Below are 17,322 nucleotides of genomic sequence, written 5' to 3'. Positions count from 1 at the left end.
TGATGGTCGACCGATTGCCGCGTTGCTTCAAGGCAAACCGCGTCGAGTGCGCTCTGAATCAATTCGTAGTGCCCGCTCGGGCAGCCAAGGAAATGCGTCACCAGCGTTGCGTCAACCTTCAAGCCTTGGCCGGAACTCGATAGCTGGAATGGCGCAGCCAAATTTGCGGCACCAAAGCTCGTACTCAGATGCGTCGCCATGGCCGGCGAACAACGGATTCCATACGAAGACGCGCGCGTAGATGCGGCAGCGCAAGGTGGCAGGCTCGGCCTCTGAGTCAGTCTTCAGCATCTGCTTGACCGCTGCCATGTCTGTGCTGAGCCTCGCCATGCGAATGTCGCCATCAAGTTGCGGGGCTGCGACCTCATCAGTCTCAAGGTTCGGGACGTCTGCCACGGCGACCAGGTGGCAACTCGCGCCGTAGTGATGCAACACAAGACCCAGCGCTCTGTGCAGTTCGAGATCACGCCGGTGACGCGCGAAGCTGTGCAGAAGTGGATCAAGCAATCGGGGCTGAGCTCCGAGGATTTCTTGTTCCCGAGCCGCGTCCACGCCTCACCACAACTGGGTACACGGCAGTACGCTCGAATTCTCGAGGGCTGGGTCGAGGAACTTGGTCTTGATCCCGCTGAGTACGGCACGCATTCGATGCGGCGAACCAAGGCGACGTTGATCTACCGCCGCACCAAGAACCTGCGCGCCGTGCAGTTGCTGCTTGGCCATGCCAAGCTGGAGTCAACGGTGAGATACCTCGGCATCGAGGTGGACGACGCTTTGGAGATCTCCGAGCAAACTGAGATTTGATTCGGGGGCGGTCAATCGGGCATACCGTCGATCGCAGAACTCGGTGAAGCGATCGGTCGGTATGCCCGGCTTGCCAAGGGCTGCCCTGTTGCCGGTCGAACGGCAGCTTGCTGGGGATACCTCGGAATGGCGGTGCCGGCCACAAGGAGTCCGTCCCGACCGGCTGGTCTGGAGGAGCGAGATTTCGTCTTCCCTCCAGCAACGTGCAAGCTGAGCGTTGTAGGGCCTCGATCGGGAGGTTGAGGCGCTCGACTTCTGCACACGGACTTCCCTTTCACGCTACGGTCGGGCTGGTATTTAATGGCGGCTAACCTGCGATCGCATGGAACTCGCGACGCCGGGGCTCGAAATAGCCACCGACGCTCGGTTGAACACCGTGCGCAGTCGTACAATCCGCATCCCACGACGGGACCGGCGGAGGTACCTATGTCCAAGCTGTTCGGTGTTGTCATTGCATGTGCGCTTGCCTTGCTGCTGCCCTCGCGCGCGGATGCGCAGCAGCTTGCCACGGTTCACCGGGTGGGTTTTCTCGGCCCCAGCGCTTCGTCAATTTCTGGGCCTTCGCTGCTGGACGAGTTTGCGGCGGCGCTGATGAGCCACGGCTTCGTGCAAGGCAGGAATGTCGTGATCGAGAGCCGATGGCCTGAGAACAATCGTCTCGACCTGTTGCCGCAATCCGCCAAGCAGCTGGTAGACACCAACTCGCAGGTGATCGTTGCAATCGGGGCCAGCGCAGCTCGCGCGGCGGCCGGCGTGACCAAGGAAATCCCGATCGTGTTCGAGATCGTCCTGGACCCGGTGGCTTTCGGGCTCGTGGCCAATGCAGAGCGGCCCGGCGGCAACGTGACCGGCTTGACGACCTTCGATCCACTGCAAGCCCGCGAACAACTGAAGATCCTCAAGGAGGTGTTGCCGAACGTCACGCGCGTTGCGCTGCTTGGCGACGACGGCGCCGCGCCCAACCTGTTCCGGGCGAACGAAGACGCCGCACGCGCGCTTGGCCTGGAGGTGCAGACGTTCAAGGTGGTGAGAGGCCCGAATCCGGACTTCGACAAGGAATTGCACTCTGCCAAGGCAGCCGGCGCAGGTGCTGTTGTTGTGATCTCCACGCCCGTCACCACGCCAAACCGCAAGCAGATTGCCGCATTGGCAACCAAGTACGGGATGCCAACGCTCTCGCCGATCGACCATGTGGATGGCGGCGGCCTGCTCAATTACGGGACGACCTTCTCCGAATCGACCCGGCAGGCGGCCGACTACGTGGCCAAGATCCTTGGCGGGGCGAAGGCGGGCGACTTACCCGTGGCAATCGTCAAGAGGCCGGAACTGGTGATCAACACGAATGCGGCGCGACAACTCGGGCTGACGCTTTCGCCGGCCGTCCTGAGCAGGGCGAATCGCCTGGTCGATCAGTGAGGGCGCCACTTGCGCGTGACGACAGCGATTCCCAGCCGCAGCGCGCGCGTGTGACTCCAACCTGAACCCAAGGAGAACGAGATGATGTGGCGTGCATCTCTGGCAACTGTGATGACCGTCGCAACTGTGCTGCTTACTTCGTGTGCACAGACTCCGCCGCGGACCTGGGAGCTGCCTGTAGGCGCGAAGGCCCTGCGGGTCAACGGCTACGACATGGCCTATGTCGAGCGCGGCGCGGGTCAGGCGATTGTCCTTGTGCACGGCTCTCCTCTCGACTATCGCTACTTCGCCGGGATCATGGAGCCGCTTTCGGCAGGTACCGGGTGATCTCCGTGAGCCTTCGCCACTACTACCCGGAACCATGGGATGGCAAAGGTGGAGCCTTCTCCATGCGTCAGCACGCGTCTGACGTTGCCGCGTTCGTTCGCGCGCTCGGCGCCGGCCCCGTTCACCTCGTTGGCCATTCCAGGGGTGGCTCTCTCGCGCTCTATGCGGCAACGGCGAATCCCGACTTGTTCCGCACGCTCACGATCGCGGAGGGAGGCAACGGCATGTCTGCTTTTGAATCTGCCGATCCCACCGCCGCGGCCACGGCACAAAGGGCGCAACAACAGCTTGCCAATGCTGTCGCCATGTTTGAGCGGGGCAAAGTCGACGACGGCCTCGCCTACTATTTGGACGAGATCGCCGGTCCCGGCAGCTGGAAGGCACTGGCCGAGCCGGGCCGTCAGGCACTTCGAGGTAACGCTTGGACGCTCAAGGGGATGGCCAGCGACAGATTCGATCCGTACTCCTGCGCCGACGCGGGCCGCATTGCCTCGCCCGTCCTCTTGCTCGGCGGCGAGAAGAGCCCCCCTCAATACGGGAAGTACCTCGACGCGATGCAGTCTTGCCTCCGGAACTCTGAGCGTGTCCTCATTCGCAACGCGGGTCACGGCATGCCGCGCCAGAACCCCGGTGGGTTCAGTGAGGCCATCGTCGCATTCATTTCCAAGTACTGAACCGCGGCGCCGGATCGGCATAACGCTCGAAAGTGGGGCTATTTTCGGTCGGCGCCGATGCTCCAGGCTGGGGGCACGAGTGATCACAATGGCCGTGATTGGCAAACTCCGGCGGACGCGGTTCCGCCAAGGCGAATCAGTACGCGAGATCGCACACGCGACGAGCCTATTGCGAAACACGGTGCGCAAGTACCCTTCGGGCCATACGGGCGATGTCAGCTTTCGGCGGAGCCTATGTGAAAAGTCCCGCACCAAGGCGAAGCTCTCTAACCGCGCGTGCGAGAGCGGAGGCGCAATGAAGCCGGGGACGCCGTGGCCGCAGGTTGAGTATCCCGACGGCACCCTCCCGCTTGAGCTGCGTTGAAATCGTGCCTTATTGATCGACCGCTTTTTGGCGGCGACTTCGGGCTCGCATACAGCCGCTCAGGGCCCAGACTGCTACTCGGACAGCGTAGGTAGCGGACACTCGATTGGCCTTCAACATCGCATGGCGCCGGCAACGCGAGCGTCGGCGACGGGCTATGTCTGCACTACCCTGGGACCAGTCGTCGATTCCGAGATCTTCGCCGCACCTGAATGACCGCAACCGGCATTACAGCGTGAGTTCGCCGGGCGGCGGGGAAGGACGGCAAACGCTGCACAGCTGCCGTCCAACAGTCGGGAGCGATAGGCAGGACTGGGCCGAAACGGTCTCTCCGCTTTCTCAAGGGAGCGGCCGCCGCGGCTCTTCGCCATCCTCCAGCCACCCACCTCAGCAGGTTAAGTTGCCCCCGTGAGTCGGATTTGGATGGGAATCACCGGACCATACGGGTCCGGATGGGATCTGCACGTAAGCCTTCATCCGGCATGGCCTCAGTCGAGTTGCAGGCCCGCTGCCTGCGCTGCCTTGGGCAGCACCGCCAGTTCACGCTTGAGCACCTCCGCGAAATCTCCGGTGGTGTTGCCGGTGACCGGCGCCACGCCGCCGAGCTCGTTCAGCCTCTTGCGGAAAGCCGGTTCGGCGACGATTTGCGCGATCTTCTCGTTCAGGAGCTTCACCACGGGTGCCGGCGTCTTGGCCGGCGCAACCACGCCGAACCACACGTCGAAGTCCACGCCCCCAGGCACGCCCTGCTCGGTGAGCGTGGGGATGCCCGGCCACAGCTCGGAGCGCCCGTTGCGCAACACGCCGATGGCGCGCAACTTGCCCGATTGCACGAAGCCGCGCGCATCGCCCGTACCCAGCAGGCCCCACGCCACTTCGTTTGCCATCAGCGCCTGCACCAGCGGTGCGCCGCCCTTGTAGGGCACGTGCACGAAGTTGCCGTCCGCGTGCGCGTTGATCGATTCGGAGGCCAGGTGCGACAGACCGCCCGCACCGGCCGAACCATAGGCCAGGCCGTCCTTGCCGGCTTTCTTGCCGGCGGCCAGCAGTTCCTGCACGTTCTTGTACCGCGAATTTTCCGGCACGACCAGCAGCAGCGGCGCGAGCGAAACCTGTGCGACCGGCACGAAGTCAGAAGCGGCGAATCCGGCCTTCTTGTAGATCACCGGATTGATCGACAGCATGCCTGTCAGCGTCATCGCCAGGGTGTGGCCATCGGGGCTGCTTTGCGCCACGGAGGTCATTGCGATGTTGCCGCCGGCGCCAGGGCGGTTCTCGACCACGATGGTCTGGCCGAGCTCTTCCTGAAGGCGAGGGCCCAACATGCGCGCCGCCACATCGGTGGCGCCGCCGGGCGGGTACGGCACGACGAGTCGGATCGGCTTCGTTGGATAGGCGCTGCCTTGTGCCATCGCTGCGCCGAAGCCCAGCGCCAGAGATCCAGCCACGACGAGGTGGCCCATCAGTTTGAAAGTACGCACATTTGCTCCTGATTTTTTGCAGAGAGGAAAGGAAAGGGATGTGTCGGGCCAGGAGGGAGAAAAGCGGTGTCAGTGGCCCGCGCCGACTTCGTAGTGGGCCTGCCGCTCCTCGAGGGCATGCCAGCCGATGATGTCCTTGAAGGCCGCCATCGTCGTCTGTTCGAAAGGCAGATCGTCGAAGTCGCCCGAGCGGCGGCGCGCCAGCTCCTGCAGGTTGCCGCGCACCGCGTGCACTATGCTTAGAAGGCTGGCGATGGGGTAGGTGGCGAAAGCCGCGACATTCTCGATCTGCGCCCGACTCAGATCCGTCATCCAGGTGCCCGCCATGAGTTGCAGCGACAGGCGGCGACCGCACACCTCACGCAGCTGGACGAGTTGCTCGTAACTGTTGAAGGTACGCGAAATGGGTTGGATCAAATCGGCGCCGGCCTCGGCATAGCGGGCCGCGCGCTCGAGGGCCTCGCCGGCATCCATCGCGTCGGTGCGCGCGACGATGAGCAGGTCCTCGTCCTGACGCGCGTCCACCGCGGCCTTGATGCGCGTGACCGCCGCCTGCATCGATACGACGATCGACTGTGTCGCCGCGGCCGGGCAGCGTTTGGGGCTGACTTGGTCTTCCAGCGAAAGCGCGGCTACACCGGCCTTCTCGAATTCGCGCACGGTACGCCCGACGTTCAGCACGTTGCCGTAGCCGGTGTCGGCATCGGCAAAGACGGGCTTTCGCACCACATTGACCATCCGATTGACGGTCGCCGCGTTCTCGCTCAGCGTGTACAACTCCATGTCCGGCTGGCCGAGCAATGAGGCGGAAATGCCGAAGCCCGTGCTGAAGACGCCATCGAAGTCCGATTGGTCGACGAGCAGGGCCGACAAGGCGTCCTGTGCGCCGCCAAACCAGAAGGTTGGCCCGTTGTTGATGCGCTGGCGCAGCGCCTGGCGGTTTGAAGTCATCTCGTTCTCCAGAAAAGCGTGCCCTTGCCCGAGGCGGGCTGCGGCACAAATGATTGAGAGAAGTTCGCGAGGCGCACGAGGCGCCTCTCGTGTCAGGGCGCGTGCGCCTCGGCGTTGTTCGTTCCTGCGATGCGGGCCCTCAGATAGGGGATCAGGCCGCCCGCATCCAGCATGCCGCGCTCGGATGCGGAGAAGGGCTGCAGCGGCAACTTCTGGCCAGTGCGCACGTTGCTCACTTCGTTGGTGTCCCAGTTCACTTCCAGCTCGTCTCCTCGTACGACCGCGGCGCGGATTCCGGGGCAGGTGACCAGCGGAAAGCCCATGCTCATCTCGCCCCGGAAGAATCCCGGCGAGAACGACTCCGCGATCACGCAAGAGATTCCCAAGTGCCGCATGGCGCGCATGGCGGGATAGTGCGGATGGCCATAGCCAAAGTTGCGGCCGCCGATCAACACGTCGCCCTTCTGCACGGTGCTGGCAAAGTCGGGCGCGTAGTCGGACATCGCCAATGCGGCGAGTTCCGACACGTCGGTGATCTTGATGTTGCGCACACCGATGATGAGGTCGATGTCGTAGTCGTCTTCTTCAAAGACCCAGGCCGCGCGGCCACGCAGGTTGGCGAGGCTCATACGGCGGCTCCTGCGGCTGTGGCTGCTTCGGCCAGGTAGGGGCGCGGATCGGCGATGCGGCCTTCCAGCGCCGACGCCGCCACCACGGCCGCGTTGCAGATGTAGATCTCCGAATCAACACTGCCCATGCGGCCCGGCGTGTTCAGCGTGCCGGTGGATACGGCGCGCTGGCCATCGCTCATCGTGGCGATCCGGCCGAAGCAGTAGTCGCAGCTGGGTGAGCTTATGAAGGCGCCGGCTTCCACCAGGCATTCGATCAGGCCTTCGCGTGCCGCTGCCGCCATGATGGCCTTGGAGGTCGGCACTACATGCAGCTGGAAGCCGGGCTGGATGCGGCGGCCGCGCAGCACCTCGGCCGCCACGCGCAGGTCTTCCAGCCGGCCGCTGGCGCACGAACCGAGGTAGCCCGTGTGAACCTCCACGCCGATGTAGTCCTTGAGGTCGCGCGTGTTCGCCGGGCTGGGTGGCACCACCACGATGGGCTCGAGCGAGGACACGTCGATGGTCACGACGCGCTCGTAGACGGCGTCGGAATCGGGATGCACCGGCTCCAGATCCACCTTCGAGCGCCCCGCCACATAGGCCATGGTCTTCGCATCGGGCGCTATGAGCATGGTGGTCGCGCCCAGGAACATCGCCTGGCCGCAGATGGTCTGCCGGCCTTCGATGCTCAATTGGTCGATAACGGGGCCGCAGAGTTCAACCGCCTTGAAGCAGCAGGAAGCCGGCCCCATCACGCGCACCATGTGGTGGAACACATCACGCGCCATCACGCCGGGCTGAAGTGTGCCGACCAGTTCCACCTTCACGGTGGCGGGGACGGTCATCGTGATGTTCTCCGTCACGAAGGACTCGATCACGCCCTTGCGGGCCCCGAACGCGAAGGTGCCGAAGGCGCCCAACTGGCTGACGTGGCCATCGAAGTGCACGACAAAGGCGCCCGGCGTGGCATAGCCCAACTCGGCCGCCACTTGGTGGCCGATGCCTTCGCGCTCGTAGACGGGCACGCCCTGTTCCTTGCCCCAGGCACGGGTAACCTTGTGCAGTTCCTCTTCCTTCGGCGCCGTGGCCGGAACCATGTGATCGATGAAGAGGACAAAACGCTCCGGACTGGACACTTTCTCGATGCCGAAGTCCTCGCGCGTCTCCTTGAAGAACACGTCGGTGTATCCGGGAAAGTCGTAGGTGATCACGAAGTCCGGGCGCGCCGTGATCTCTTCCCCCGGCTTCACGCTCTTCTTGCCGGCGGCGCGCGCCAGTATCTTTTCAGTCATCGTTTGGGGCATGAGCAGTTCCGTTCGACTTCCACCATGTGGCAGTTGATAGTTCTCGATGCCTACGACTATATTTGCGACACCTTCGATCCCGTTCGGGTGCAACCCCAATTACTGCCACATCGTGGAAACTAAAAGCAAACAACCCAGCAAGCGCGCGACCGGCGCGGACGACACTTCCACGCCACTCGAAGCGCGGGAACAGAACGCGAGAAGCGGGACCCAGAGCATCGAGCGGGTGGTGGGCATGCTGCGCGTGATTGCATCGCGCGGACGCCGGGGAATGCGCATCGCGGACGTCGTCAGCGTCAGTGGTTTGCCGATGTCCACCTGTTTTCGCATGCTGCAGCGCCTAGAACTGGAAGGACTTGTGTATCGCAACCCGCTGACGCGCAAGTACCATCTCGGTCCGCTGCTCTATGAACTCGGATTGCTGGCACAGCCGAGCTATCACCTGAGCGAATTGTGTGACGAAGCGCTTCAGGTGATCGCCGACCAGACGCAGGACACGGTGTACCTGAGTGAGCGGCGCGGCTCCGAATCGATCTGCACGAGCCGCGCGCTGGGTGACTACCCCATCAAGGCCCTGACGCTCGATGTCGGCATCCGCCGGCCGATGGGGGTGGGCGCAGGCGGGCTGGCGATCCTCAGCGCGCTGCCCGAAGCCGAAGCAGATCGTATCGTCGAGGCCAGTGGCCCGCACTATGCGAAGTTCGGCTCCCTGGATCCTGGCTTCGTACGCGCGGCCGTGATCGAAAGCCGGGCCCGGGGCTATTCGTTTCTGGACAGCGCCGCGACGCCGGGCACGGCAGCGGTGGGCGTCGCGTTCCCGCCAAAGAACCCCATCGCCGCTATCAGCGTGGCAGCCATATCGAGCCGTCTGGGACCCTCGCGGCGCGTTGAAGTGGCAAAGATCATCCAGAAGCAGGTGCGTGTGATCTGCACGCTGCTGCACTCCCATGCGCCCACATCGGCAGCAGGGCTCGGGAAAAAAGCAACGTGAGCGCCGCTCGCTTACGCCATGAGCGGACGTATCGCTCGTGTGCTTGCGTGCGAGTGCCTGACGGGATTCGCGCAAGAGGCATTGAAGCGCAACGGCGTGGACTGCGTAACAGTCGCTCCAGCGTCGTGTCGTCCTTGAAGGCGGGCACTGCCGCTGCAAAGTCGACTTCAGACTGAACCCGGACCTTCGGCATGATCGCCCGGAAGGCAGTTCAGGGCCCACTGCTGCCTTACGGGTTGTCGCGATGGACGTCCGCAATGCAGTGCGGTCTTAGATTGTGGATTCGTCCTACTGGCCGCAGTTGAGGTCATACCCTGCGGTGACCACGACCACGACCACGACCACGACCACGACCACGACCACGACCACGACCACGACCAAGATGCGATCACACTCCAACCGCGGCGTTCCAGAACGCGTTGGCGGCCTTCCCCAAAAGCTCGCTGTCGCGATAGAGCCGTATTTCCAAGGGAACTTCCCAATCGTTGCTCGCCGCGGCGACAAGCCGACCCTGGTCAATATCGTCCTCCACCAGCGTCTGCGGCAACCACGCGATCCCCCTACCGTCTAGCACCATCGTTCTGAGGACAGAGGCGAGATGAGCCGTGAAGACGGTCTGCGCAGGAACTGACTCCAGCCTGCGACCGATCACGGCGCGCATGATGCGTCCCAGCCCTGATTCCTCGGTGTACTGGAGCACAGGTACTGCAGGTCCGCCTTGACGCGCGAGCTGATAACGCGCGTTACCTTCCTCGTCCGGCGCCGACACCGCGATCAGCAGATCCTCACCGATCCGGGCCGACCTGTACGGCTCTGCATCCAGCGCCCCTTGCGCCTTGCTGTGCGCGTGGCTCAACACAACTGAACCTTGCTTTGCAGCATCAGTGCTTCGCAACGCTGAAGCACGTCGGACATCAGTTGCACCGGCCCGAGCGTCGTATTCGATTCGAGGCTTCGCAACCATCGCGGCAGAAAAGTAAAAGAGAGCGCATGCGTGGACGCGATGCGCAAGGTGACCGAACTGGCCTCGGCGACCTTCTTGGCGTCACCCGGCACCCGCGCGACCCTGGCGATCAATTCCTGTGCCACGCCGGTGAACCATTCGCCGATTTCGGTCAGCTTGGCGGGTTGCGAACTCCTGTCGAAAAGCTCGGCGCCGATCCACTCCTCCAGGGCACGAATGCGCCGGCTAAACGCGGGTTGGGAGCTGTGGCGGTCCTCCGCAGCGCGCGAAAAATTTCCCGTGGCAGCCAGGGCCACAAAGTCTTCAAGCCAGATCAGATTCATGTGCGGTTCGTCCGGTGCATAGAAGCAGCGAAAAAGAGCATTGGCCCAAAGAGCCCGTGCGGCGGACCATACAGGCTCTCAATCAAACACCCCCTGGAGCCAACCATGAAGATCGTCGAAATCCGCGAGAAAACCATCCCCATCAGCTCGCCGATCCGCAACGCCTACATCGACTTTAGCAAGATGACGCTGAGTCTTGTCGCGGTGATCACTGACGTGATCCGCGACGGCAAGCCGGTCGTCGGCTACGGTTTCAATTCGAACGGTCGCTATGGCCAGGGCAAGCTGATGCGCGAGCGGTTCATCCCGCGCATCCTCGAAGCGGATCCGACTTCGCTCGTCGACGACACGGGCGACAACCTCGACCCGCACAAGATCTGGAACACGATGTTCACCAACGAGAAGCCGGGCGGCCATGGTGAACGCTCCGTGGCGATCGGCACGATCGACATGGCGGTGTGGGACGCCGTGGCCAAGATCGAAGGCAAGCCCCTCTTCCAGTTGCTGGCGGACCGCTACGGAGACGGAAAGCCGAACCGCAAGATCTTCGTCTACGCGGCGGGCGGCTACTACTACCCTGGGCAGGACCACAGGAAGCTCCAGGACGAGATGCGCAGCTACATCGACCGCGGCTACACGGTCGTCAAGAAAAAGATCGGCGGCGCCTCGCTCGACGAAGACCTTCGCCGCATCGATTCGATCATGGAAGTGCTGCAGGACGGCCAGAAGCTCTGCGTCGACGCGAACGGGCGCTTCGGCCTTGAAACCGCCATCGCCTACGCCAAGGCGCTTTCGCAATACGACCTGTTCTGGTACGAGGAGCCGGGCGACCCGCTGGACTTCGAACTCCAGGCGGCGCTGCGCAACTTCTACAAAAACCCGATGGCCACGGGCGAAGATCTCTTCTCGATGCAGGATGCGCGCAACCTGATCCGCTACGGCGGCATGCGCCCCGACCGCGACTGGCTGCAGTTCGACTGCGCGCTGAGCTACGGCCTGGTGGAGTACCTGCGCACGCTCGAGATGCTCAAGGAGCACGGCTGGTCGGCCAGTCGCTGCATCCCTCACGGCGGGCACCAGATGTCGCTGAACATCGCCGCTGGGCTCGGACTGGGCGGCAACGAGTCCTACCCCGACCTGTTCCAACCGTTCGGCGGATTCCCGGATGGCGTGAAGGTAGAGAACAGCTATGTGACGCTGCCTGACCTGCCTGGCATCGGCTTCGAAGGCAAGGCCGATCTGTATCGCGAGATGCAGGCGCTGTCGGCCTGACGCCCGCAAACCCAAGGAGACAAGATCATGATCAATCTTTGGCGCTGCGGCGCTGGCCTCGCCGTGCTCGGATTCGCTTCGTTGGCGTGCGCAGAGTTTCCCGATAAGCCCGTCACGCTGGTCGTGCCTTTTGCCGCCGGCGGCCCGAGCGACAAGATCGCCCGGGACCTGGCCGAGGCGCTTCGCAAGCCTCTCGGCCAGACCGTCATCGTCGACAACGCCGCCGGCGCGGGCGGCACGATCGGCTCGGCCAAGGTTGCCCGTGCCGCGCCGGACGGCTACACGCTGCTGGTGCATCACATCGGCATGGCAACCGCACCGGCCCTGTACCGCAAGCTCAGCTACAAGGTGCCGGAGGATTTCGAAACCCTGGGTCTTATCAACGAAGCGCCCTCGGTGCTGATAGGCAAGCCGAGCCTCGCTGCCGGCAACTTCGCTGAGTTGCGCCAGTGGATCGCGTCGAATGGCGGCAAGGTGAACCTCGCCAACGCGGGGCTCGGTTCCGCATCGCACCTGTGCGGCCTGATGTTCCAAAGCGCGCTGAAGACGAGCATGACGCCCGTGCCCTACAAAGGGACCGCGCCGGCGATGACGGACCTCATCGGCGGCCAGGTCGATGTGATGTGCGAACAGGCGACCAACGCGGTGCCGCAGATCGAGGGCAAGAAGGTCAAGGTCTACGGCGTCACCAGCTTGCAGCGGCTACCGCTCGCGGCGCTGAAGGACACGCCGACCTTGTCTGAAGCCGGACTGAAAGACTTCAACGTCCAAGTCTGGCACGGCTTGTACGCACCGCGTGGCACGCCTTCCGCAGTGCTCGCCAAGCTCAACGCCGCACTGCGCACCGCATTGAAAGATCCTGATTTGATCAAGCGGGAGGAGGCGCTCGGCCTCACAGTCGTCAATGACGACCGACTCGACCCTGCCGGCCACAAGAAATACCTTGAAGCCGAAAAAGCGCGGTGGTCGAAGGTGATCAAGGACGCTGGCGAATACGCCGACTGATGTGACGAGGGCAGCGGGCCGATAGAGCCCGTGCTTTCCATTTGACGACACGGCAGGTCGGACGGACCTGCCAAGCCGACGGCCCCAACCGAGGCATCCAAGTGGCGCAGCGCGCTCCATTCCTTCCTGATTCGAAATATTCAGCATCGGTGGACCTGTCGTGGATGGCACACGCCACAAACAAGGAGACGACATGACACCAAAAAAGGAAGAGTTCGCTGCGTGAGATGTCACCTTCCAGTCCTTCACCGGACGTAGCGGGCGGGCGCGCGACTGACGGGTCATGGCCGGAACCGTGAGTCCGCAGCTGATCCAGGAAGCGGTCTTTCGACTGGACGGTCTTCCCATCATGGCAACCCGCTGTCGTCCGAGAGGACCGCTTCAATCTCCTGATCGCGCATCCTAGGTGGCCCTCAACTTGATGGGAGTCCATCATGGCATCCAATCTCAACGCCCCTCATCGCGAGCCGTGGAACAAGGGCAAGATCGTCGGTCAGAAGGCTCCGTTCAGGATCAAGGACATCTGGGCGCTTCGGGTCCGCCTTCAAATGGAAAGCCGAGTGCGCGAGCTTGCCCTGTTCAATCTGGGAATCGACAGCAAGTTGCGGGGCTGCGACCGCATTGCCCACGCAGCCGAAGTCGGCGGATGGCACGCTCAAGTCCAAGAGGAAACGCCAGCGCGTTGTCAAGGAACCCCCATAGATTGGCCACAAAGGAAAGCGCGGCGGTGGTCAAGCAGATCCCGAAGATCACGGTCGTCTTCCAGTTGCCCGGGTCCCAACGGCTGAAGTCAAGCTGAGCCCAAGTGACAAACGCGATCGACGTCAGGAGAACCATCGGCGTCAGATTTCTGAGGAATTCGAGAAATGCCGCGCGTCCAGCGCCAAGGATGTGCATCCCTCGAGTCTACGGTCTGCGGGGCAGAGGTCGCTTTGGTTCACCACTCAAAAATGCCAAGCCCCCTCCGGATTGACAAAGAAACTGCTTGGGTTCCGTTGCGATATGGCATCTCCTGTAAGGGGGGTAACCCTAGACTTATTCCATCTCAACGCAGCGGGTGAACCCATGATATTCCGACCAAAATTTATCAGCTTCGATTGCTACGGCACGCTCATCAACTTCGAGATGGGCCCGACGGCAAAAGTCCTGTTCAAGGACCGCGTGCCGGCCGACCGAATGCCGGCGTTCCTGGACAGTTTCAGGGCCTATCGCCTCGACGAGGTACTGGGCGACTGGAAGCCATTCTTCGACGTGGTGGAGAACTCCATCCAGCGTGCCTGCAAGGCGCATGGCATCGAATGCCTGGCATCGGATGCACTCTCTCTGTACGACGCAGTGCCGACCTGGCAGCCGCACCCGAACGTGGTCGAGGTGCTGGAGGCGATCGCGCCGCACGTGCCGCTCGTAATCCTGTCGAACTCGATGGTCGACCTCATCCCCCACAGCGTCGCGCACCTCAAGGCCCCTTTCCACGCGGTCTACACCGCCGAGGAAGCGCGCGCGTACAAGCCACGCATGCAAGCCTTCGAATACATGTTCGACCAGCTCGGCTGCGGGCCCGATCAGATGATGCATGTCTCGTCGAGCTTCCGATATGACCTGATGACGGCGTCCGACCTTGGCTTCATGGCCAAGGCCTTCATCGACCGGGGGCACGAGCCTACGTCGACCGAATACGGCGTGAGCCGCTTGACAGATGTTCGTCAGCTTCCTGCACTGCTCGGACTCTGATGCTCATGCTTGACCCCCACCTTGAACCTCAGGGGGCGATGCCTGAGGGCCACCCGAGCGAGGCCGCTGCGCTGAGCACCGCAGCGCCCGACCTGGCGCCAGCCGAGGTGCAGGCGCTGGTGGCGCGCCTCTATGGCATCGACGGCAGTGTGAAGTCGCTGGCTGGCGAGCGCGACCAGAATTGCGCCGTGGAATCTGCCGACGGCACGCGCTACGTGTTCAAGATCAGCAACCCCTCCGAGCCGATGTCGCTGGTCGATTTCCAGATCGCCGCCCTTGAGCACATCGCCCGAACATCGCCCAGCCAGCCGGTCCCCCGCGTCGTGCGGACGCTGGACGGTCGCGCGCGTGACACCCTGGAGCTCGCCGACGGCGCCCGCACCACCGTGCGTATGCTCACCTACCTGGAAGGCATTCAGATCCGGGAGACAGCGCGCACCGCCGCTCAGCGCGTGGCGATGGGCAAGGGATTGGCCGAACTGGACCTCGCCCTGCAAGGCTTCACTCACCCCGCGGCCACGCACGACCTGCTGTGGAACGTGTCGGCCGCGCACCGTCTGACCGTCCAGCTCGAGAGCCTGGTTGAAGGACCACGACGCGCGCTGGCCCAGTCGTTCATGAAGCGCTTCACCGACCATGTGCTGCCCCGCCTCGCATCGTTGAGGGCGCAGGTGATCCACAACGACTATCACCTCTACAACGTGCTGGTCGCGCCGGACGACGAGGCGCGCATCACCGGCATCATCGACTTCGGCGACATGCTCCATGCGCCACTGGTCGGCGAGGTGGCGACGGCTGCCGCCTTCCACATGACCGGCAGCGCCGACCCGTTCGAGGGACCGGCGCAGTTCGTCGGCGCCTACCAGGCCGTCCTGCCGCTGACCGAGCTGGAGCAGGACATCGTCGCCGACCTCATGGCGACGCGCCACCTCATCACGGCGTTGATCTCGGAGTGGCGCGCCCTACGCTATCCCGAAAACCGCGCCTACATCATGCGTCACAACCCCGCGGCCTGGGAGGCGCTGTCGCAGATGGCAGACCTCTCCCGCCACGACGCGCGCGACCGCTTACTGACCCCAACACGAAACGGAGCCTCCTCATGAAAGCCACCGCTGACTTCAACATGGTCAACGCCTACATCCCCGGCCGCGCCAATGTCGGGCCCGCCACCGAGGCAATGATCGAGCGGCGCAATGCACTGCTCGGCCCGGCCTACCGGCTGATGTACGAACACCCGCTGCACATCGTGCGCGGTGACGGCGTGTGGCTGATAGACCCGGAAGGCCGCCGCTACCTTGACGTCTACAACAACGTCACGTCGCTCGGTCACTGCCATCCCGCGGTGACCGAGGCGATCTGCCGCCAGGTGCAGACGCTCGCGACCAACACGCGATACCTCCACGACACCATCCTCGAGCTGGCCGAGCGCCTGCTCGCCAGCGTGCCCGGCACTGACCTGGCCCACCTGATGCTGACTTGCACCGGCAGCGAGGCCAATGACCTGGCTTATCGCATCGCCAAGGTGCGCACTGGCGGCACGGGTGTGATCGTCACCGACACGGCCTACCATGGCATCACCGACGCCGTGTCGCAGTTCTCGCCATCGCTGGGCGTGACCGTCGACCTCGGTCCGCACGTTCGCCTGGTGTCGGCGCCGCGCCTGTACCACGCCGAAGGAGCCGACCTAGGCGAGCGCTTCACGCGCGACGTTGACGCGGCCATCGCCGACCTGCAGCGCCACGGCATCAAGCCGGCAGCTTTGATCGTCGATTCGCTTTTCACCAGCGACGGCATCCTGCCCGAGCCTGCGGGCTTCCTGAAGGGAGCGGTCGAGGCGATCAAGCGCGCTGGTGGCCTGTTCATCGCCGACGAGGTGCAGCCCGGCTTCGGTCGCACCGGCGAGCACATGTGGGGCTTCCAGCGCCACGGTCTCGTTCCCGACATCGTTACGTTGGGCAAGCCGATGGGCAACGGCCAGCCGATTGCGGGCCTCCTCGCGACAGCCGACGCCCTGGCGGAATTTGGCAAGAACTCCCGCTACTTCAACACCTTCGCCGGCAACACGGTCTCATGCGCAGCGGCCCTGGCGGTGCTGGAGACCATTGAACGGGATCGGCTGGTGCCGCACGCAGCCAAGATCGGCAAGGTGCTGCTCGACGGCATCGCAGGGCTCGCCGCAAAGCACGACGCCATCGGCGACGTACGGGGGGCAGGGCTCTTCGTCGGCGTCGAGCTCGTGACGGACCGGTCGACGCGGGCGCCGGACCGCGGCCTTACCAGCCGGGTGGTCAACCTGATGCGCGACAAAGGCGTGCTGCTCAGCGCCTGCGCCCAGGGGCACAACGTGCTCAAGATCCGTCCGCCGCTGGTGCTCTCGGCGGAGCAGGCCGGCATGGTTGTCGAGGCGCTCGACGAATCGCTCACCCAGGCGCAGCGCTAGTCGCCGGGATCGACCTGACAGTACGATCGCCCCATGAAACCAGCAGTTTTGTTCGACCGGTTCGACCTCAAGATCCTGGTTCATCTCCAGCGCGAGGGGCGCTGCTCGAACGTCGATCTGGCCGAGTCGGTCGGCCTCAGCGCCAGCCCGTGCCTCTTGCGCACCAAGCGGCTGCAGGAGACCGGGCTGATCCGCGGCTACAGCGCCGACATCGCGCTGGAAAAGCTGGGGGACCACGTCATCGTGTTCTCGGAGGTCACCATCAGCAGCCACCGACCGGATGATTTCCGCAAGTTCGAGGAAGCCGTCGCGAAGTACGAGGAGATCGTCGAGTGGTACAACGTCAGCGGCGGCTACGACTACCTGCTGAAGATCGTGGCGCCCGGCGTCGGCCATTTTCAGGCGCTGATGGAAAAGATGCTGGATGACGATATCGGCATCGAGCGCTTCGCCAGCCGGATCGTCCTGCGCCAGTCGCTGGACCGGCGCGGGTATCCGTTGGGCATCATCGCGACCCAGAAACGGTGGGAGTGATGGTGGTGGGGCTCAGGCCGCGGTAAGGGCAGGCCAGGCTTGCCAGCCAACTTCGAGATGAGGCCACGCTGCAGTGTCGATGCGATGAGCGCTTGGCCACATCGCGATGGTGTCGCAATGGGCATCTGCA

The 17,322-nt window shown here is 63.7% G+C and carries 17 protein-coding genes and 2 pseudogenes; 12 read left to right on the top strand and 7 right to left on the bottom strand.

The genetic code is table 11. The features are described 5' to 3' along the window. Nucleotides 1-111: 111 nt before the first annotated feature. Nucleotides 112-435 carry a hypothetical protein gene (locus tag ACSQ89_RS36325; RefSeq protein WP_436296987.1) on the bottom strand — a complete coding sequence of 108 codons (324 nt, stop codon included), beginning with the start codon at nucleotides 433-435 and terminating at the stop codon, nucleotides 112-114. Between ACSQ89_RS36325 and ACSQ89_RS36320 the strand changes: the two are divergent. The 4 genes and pseudogenes from ACSQ89_RS36320 to ACSQ89_RS36305 form a co-directional block, all read left to right on the top strand. Continuing rightward, nucleotides 346-804, top strand: a pseudogene (locus tag ACSQ89_RS36320) (tyrosine-type recombinase/integrase); the annotation flags it as partial. The gene ACSQ89_RS36325 and the pseudogene ACSQ89_RS36320 overlap by 90 nt on opposite strands. A 426-nt stretch (nucleotides 805-1,230) precedes the next feature. After that, entirely contained in the window at nucleotides 1,231-2,220 is a 990-nt protein-coding gene (locus tag ACSQ89_RS36315) for an ABC transporter substrate-binding protein (protein WP_436296986.1), read from the top strand. Nucleotides 2,221-2,301: 81 nt separating this feature from the next. After that, on the top strand, nucleotides 2,302-2,547 hold the full coding sequence (locus ACSQ89_RS36310; protein ID WP_436296985.1) for an alpha/beta fold hydrolase: 246 nt from the start codon (nucleotides 2,302-2,304) through the stop codon (nucleotides 2,545-2,547). Beyond that, entirely contained in the window at nucleotides 2,544-3,221 is a 678-nt protein-coding gene (locus tag ACSQ89_RS36305; protein WP_436296984.1) for an alpha/beta fold hydrolase, read from the top strand. Before ACSQ89_RS36310 ends, ACSQ89_RS36305 begins: the two co-directional genes overlap by 4 nt. An 852-nt stretch (nucleotides 3,222-4,073) precedes the next feature. Here the strand turns inward: ACSQ89_RS36305 and ACSQ89_RS36300 are convergent. The 4 genes from ACSQ89_RS36300 to ACSQ89_RS36285 all read right to left on the bottom strand — a co-directional run bounded on the left by ACSQ89_RS36300 (nucleotide 4,074) and on the right by ACSQ89_RS36285 (nucleotide 7,920). Beyond that, entirely contained in the window at nucleotides 4,074-5,066 is a 993-nt protein-coding gene (locus ACSQ89_RS36300; RefSeq protein WP_436296983.1) for a Bug family tripartite tricarboxylate transporter substrate binding protein, read from the bottom strand. Between the two features lie 69 nt (nucleotides 5,067-5,135). After that, nucleotides 5,136-6,017 carry an isocitrate lyase/PEP mutase family protein gene (locus ACSQ89_RS36295; protein ID WP_436296982.1) on the bottom strand — a complete coding sequence of 294 codons (882 nt, stop codon included), beginning with the start codon at nucleotides 6,015-6,017 and terminating at the stop codon, nucleotides 5,136-5,138. A 92-nt stretch (nucleotides 6,018-6,109) separates the two neighbouring features. Beyond that, nucleotides 6,110-6,646, bottom strand: coding sequence for a 3-isopropylmalate dehydratase (locus ACSQ89_RS36290; protein WP_436296981.1), 537 nt, complete (start codon nucleotides 6,644-6,646; stop codon nucleotides 6,110-6,112). Further along, nucleotides 6,643-7,920 carry a 3-isopropylmalate dehydratase large subunit gene (locus ACSQ89_RS36285; RefSeq protein ID WP_436296980.1) on the bottom strand — a complete coding sequence of 426 codons (1,278 nt, stop codon included), beginning with the start codon at nucleotides 7,918-7,920 and terminating at the stop codon, nucleotides 6,643-6,645. Before ACSQ89_RS36285 ends, ACSQ89_RS36290 begins: the two co-directional genes overlap by 4 nt. Nucleotides 7,921-8,044: 124 nt before the next feature. Between ACSQ89_RS36285 and ACSQ89_RS36280 the strand changes: the two genes are divergently transcribed. Beyond that, entirely contained in the window at nucleotides 8,045-8,923 is an 879-nt protein-coding gene (locus ACSQ89_RS36280; protein ID WP_436296979.1) for an IclR family transcriptional regulator, read from the top strand. A 388-nt stretch (nucleotides 8,924-9,311) separates the two neighbouring features. On the opposite strand, the gene ACSQ89_RS36275 is transcribed toward ACSQ89_RS36280, so the two are convergent. Both ACSQ89_RS36275 and ACSQ89_RS36270 read right to left on the bottom strand, forming a co-directional pair. Continuing rightward, nucleotides 9,312-9,779, bottom strand: a complete 468-nt coding sequence (locus tag ACSQ89_RS36275; RefSeq protein WP_436296978.1) for a LysR substrate-binding domain-containing protein — start codon at nucleotides 9,777-9,779, stop codon at nucleotides 9,312-9,314. Beyond that, entirely contained in the window at nucleotides 9,776-10,210 is a 435-nt protein-coding gene (locus ACSQ89_RS36270) for a LysR family transcriptional regulator (protein ID WP_436293115.1), read from the bottom strand. Before ACSQ89_RS36270 ends, ACSQ89_RS36275 begins: the two co-directional genes overlap by 4 nt. Nucleotides 10,211-10,315: 105 nt before the next feature. Here ACSQ89_RS36270 and ACSQ89_RS36265 point away from each other — a divergent pair, with 105 nt between their 5' ends. The 7 genes and pseudogenes from ACSQ89_RS36265 to ACSQ89_RS36235 all read left to right on the top strand — a co-directional run bounded on the left by ACSQ89_RS36265 (nucleotide 10,316) and on the right by ACSQ89_RS36235 (nucleotide 17,192). Next, nucleotides 10,316-11,482, top strand: a complete 1,167-nt coding sequence (locus tag ACSQ89_RS36265) for a mandelate racemase/muconate lactonizing enzyme family protein (protein WP_436293114.1) — start codon at nucleotides 10,316-10,318, stop codon at nucleotides 11,480-11,482. A 27-nt stretch (nucleotides 11,483-11,509) separates the two neighbouring features. Continuing rightward, nucleotides 11,510-12,487, top strand: a complete 978-nt coding sequence (locus ACSQ89_RS36260) for a tripartite tricarboxylate transporter substrate-binding protein (RefSeq protein ID WP_436293113.1) — start codon at nucleotides 11,510-11,512, stop codon at nucleotides 12,485-12,487. A gap of 434 nt (nucleotides 12,488-12,921) precedes the next feature. Next, a pseudogene (locus ACSQ89_RS36255) lies at nucleotides 12,922-13,113 on the top strand (integrase); the annotation flags it as partial. 439 nt (nucleotides 13,114-13,552) lie between these two features. After that, nucleotides 13,553-14,218, top strand: coding sequence for a haloacid dehalogenase type II (locus ACSQ89_RS36250; protein ID WP_436296977.1), 666 nt, complete (start codon nucleotides 13,553-13,555; stop codon nucleotides 14,216-14,218). A 5-nt stretch (nucleotides 14,219-14,223) separates the two neighbouring features. Next, nucleotides 14,224-15,321: a phosphotransferase gene (locus ACSQ89_RS36245; RefSeq protein WP_436296976.1), complete on the top strand. Its 1,098-nt coding sequence runs from the start codon at nucleotides 14,224-14,226 to the stop codon at nucleotides 15,319-15,321. Beyond that, nucleotides 15,318-16,658 carry an aspartate aminotransferase family protein gene (locus ACSQ89_RS36240; RefSeq protein ID WP_436296975.1) on the top strand — a complete coding sequence of 447 codons (1,341 nt, stop codon included), beginning with the start codon at nucleotides 15,318-15,320 and terminating at the stop codon, nucleotides 16,656-16,658. The genes ACSQ89_RS36245 and ACSQ89_RS36240 overlap by 4 nt, the downstream gene beginning before the upstream one ends. A gap of 33 nt (nucleotides 16,659-16,691) precedes the next feature. Next, a complete protein-coding gene (locus ACSQ89_RS36235) occupies nucleotides 16,692-17,192 on the top strand; it encodes an Lrp/AsnC family transcriptional regulator (protein ID WP_436296974.1) in 501 nt (166 codons plus the stop codon). Nucleotides 17,193-17,322: the final 130 nt, after the last annotated feature.

This window comes from Variovorax sp. LjRoot175 (genome assembly GCF_964253805.1).
Lineage (GTDB): Bacteria > Pseudomonadota > Gammaproteobacteria > Burkholderiales > Burkholderiaceae_C > Variovorax.
This window is presented reverse-complemented; position numbering and strand designations above follow the sequence as displayed.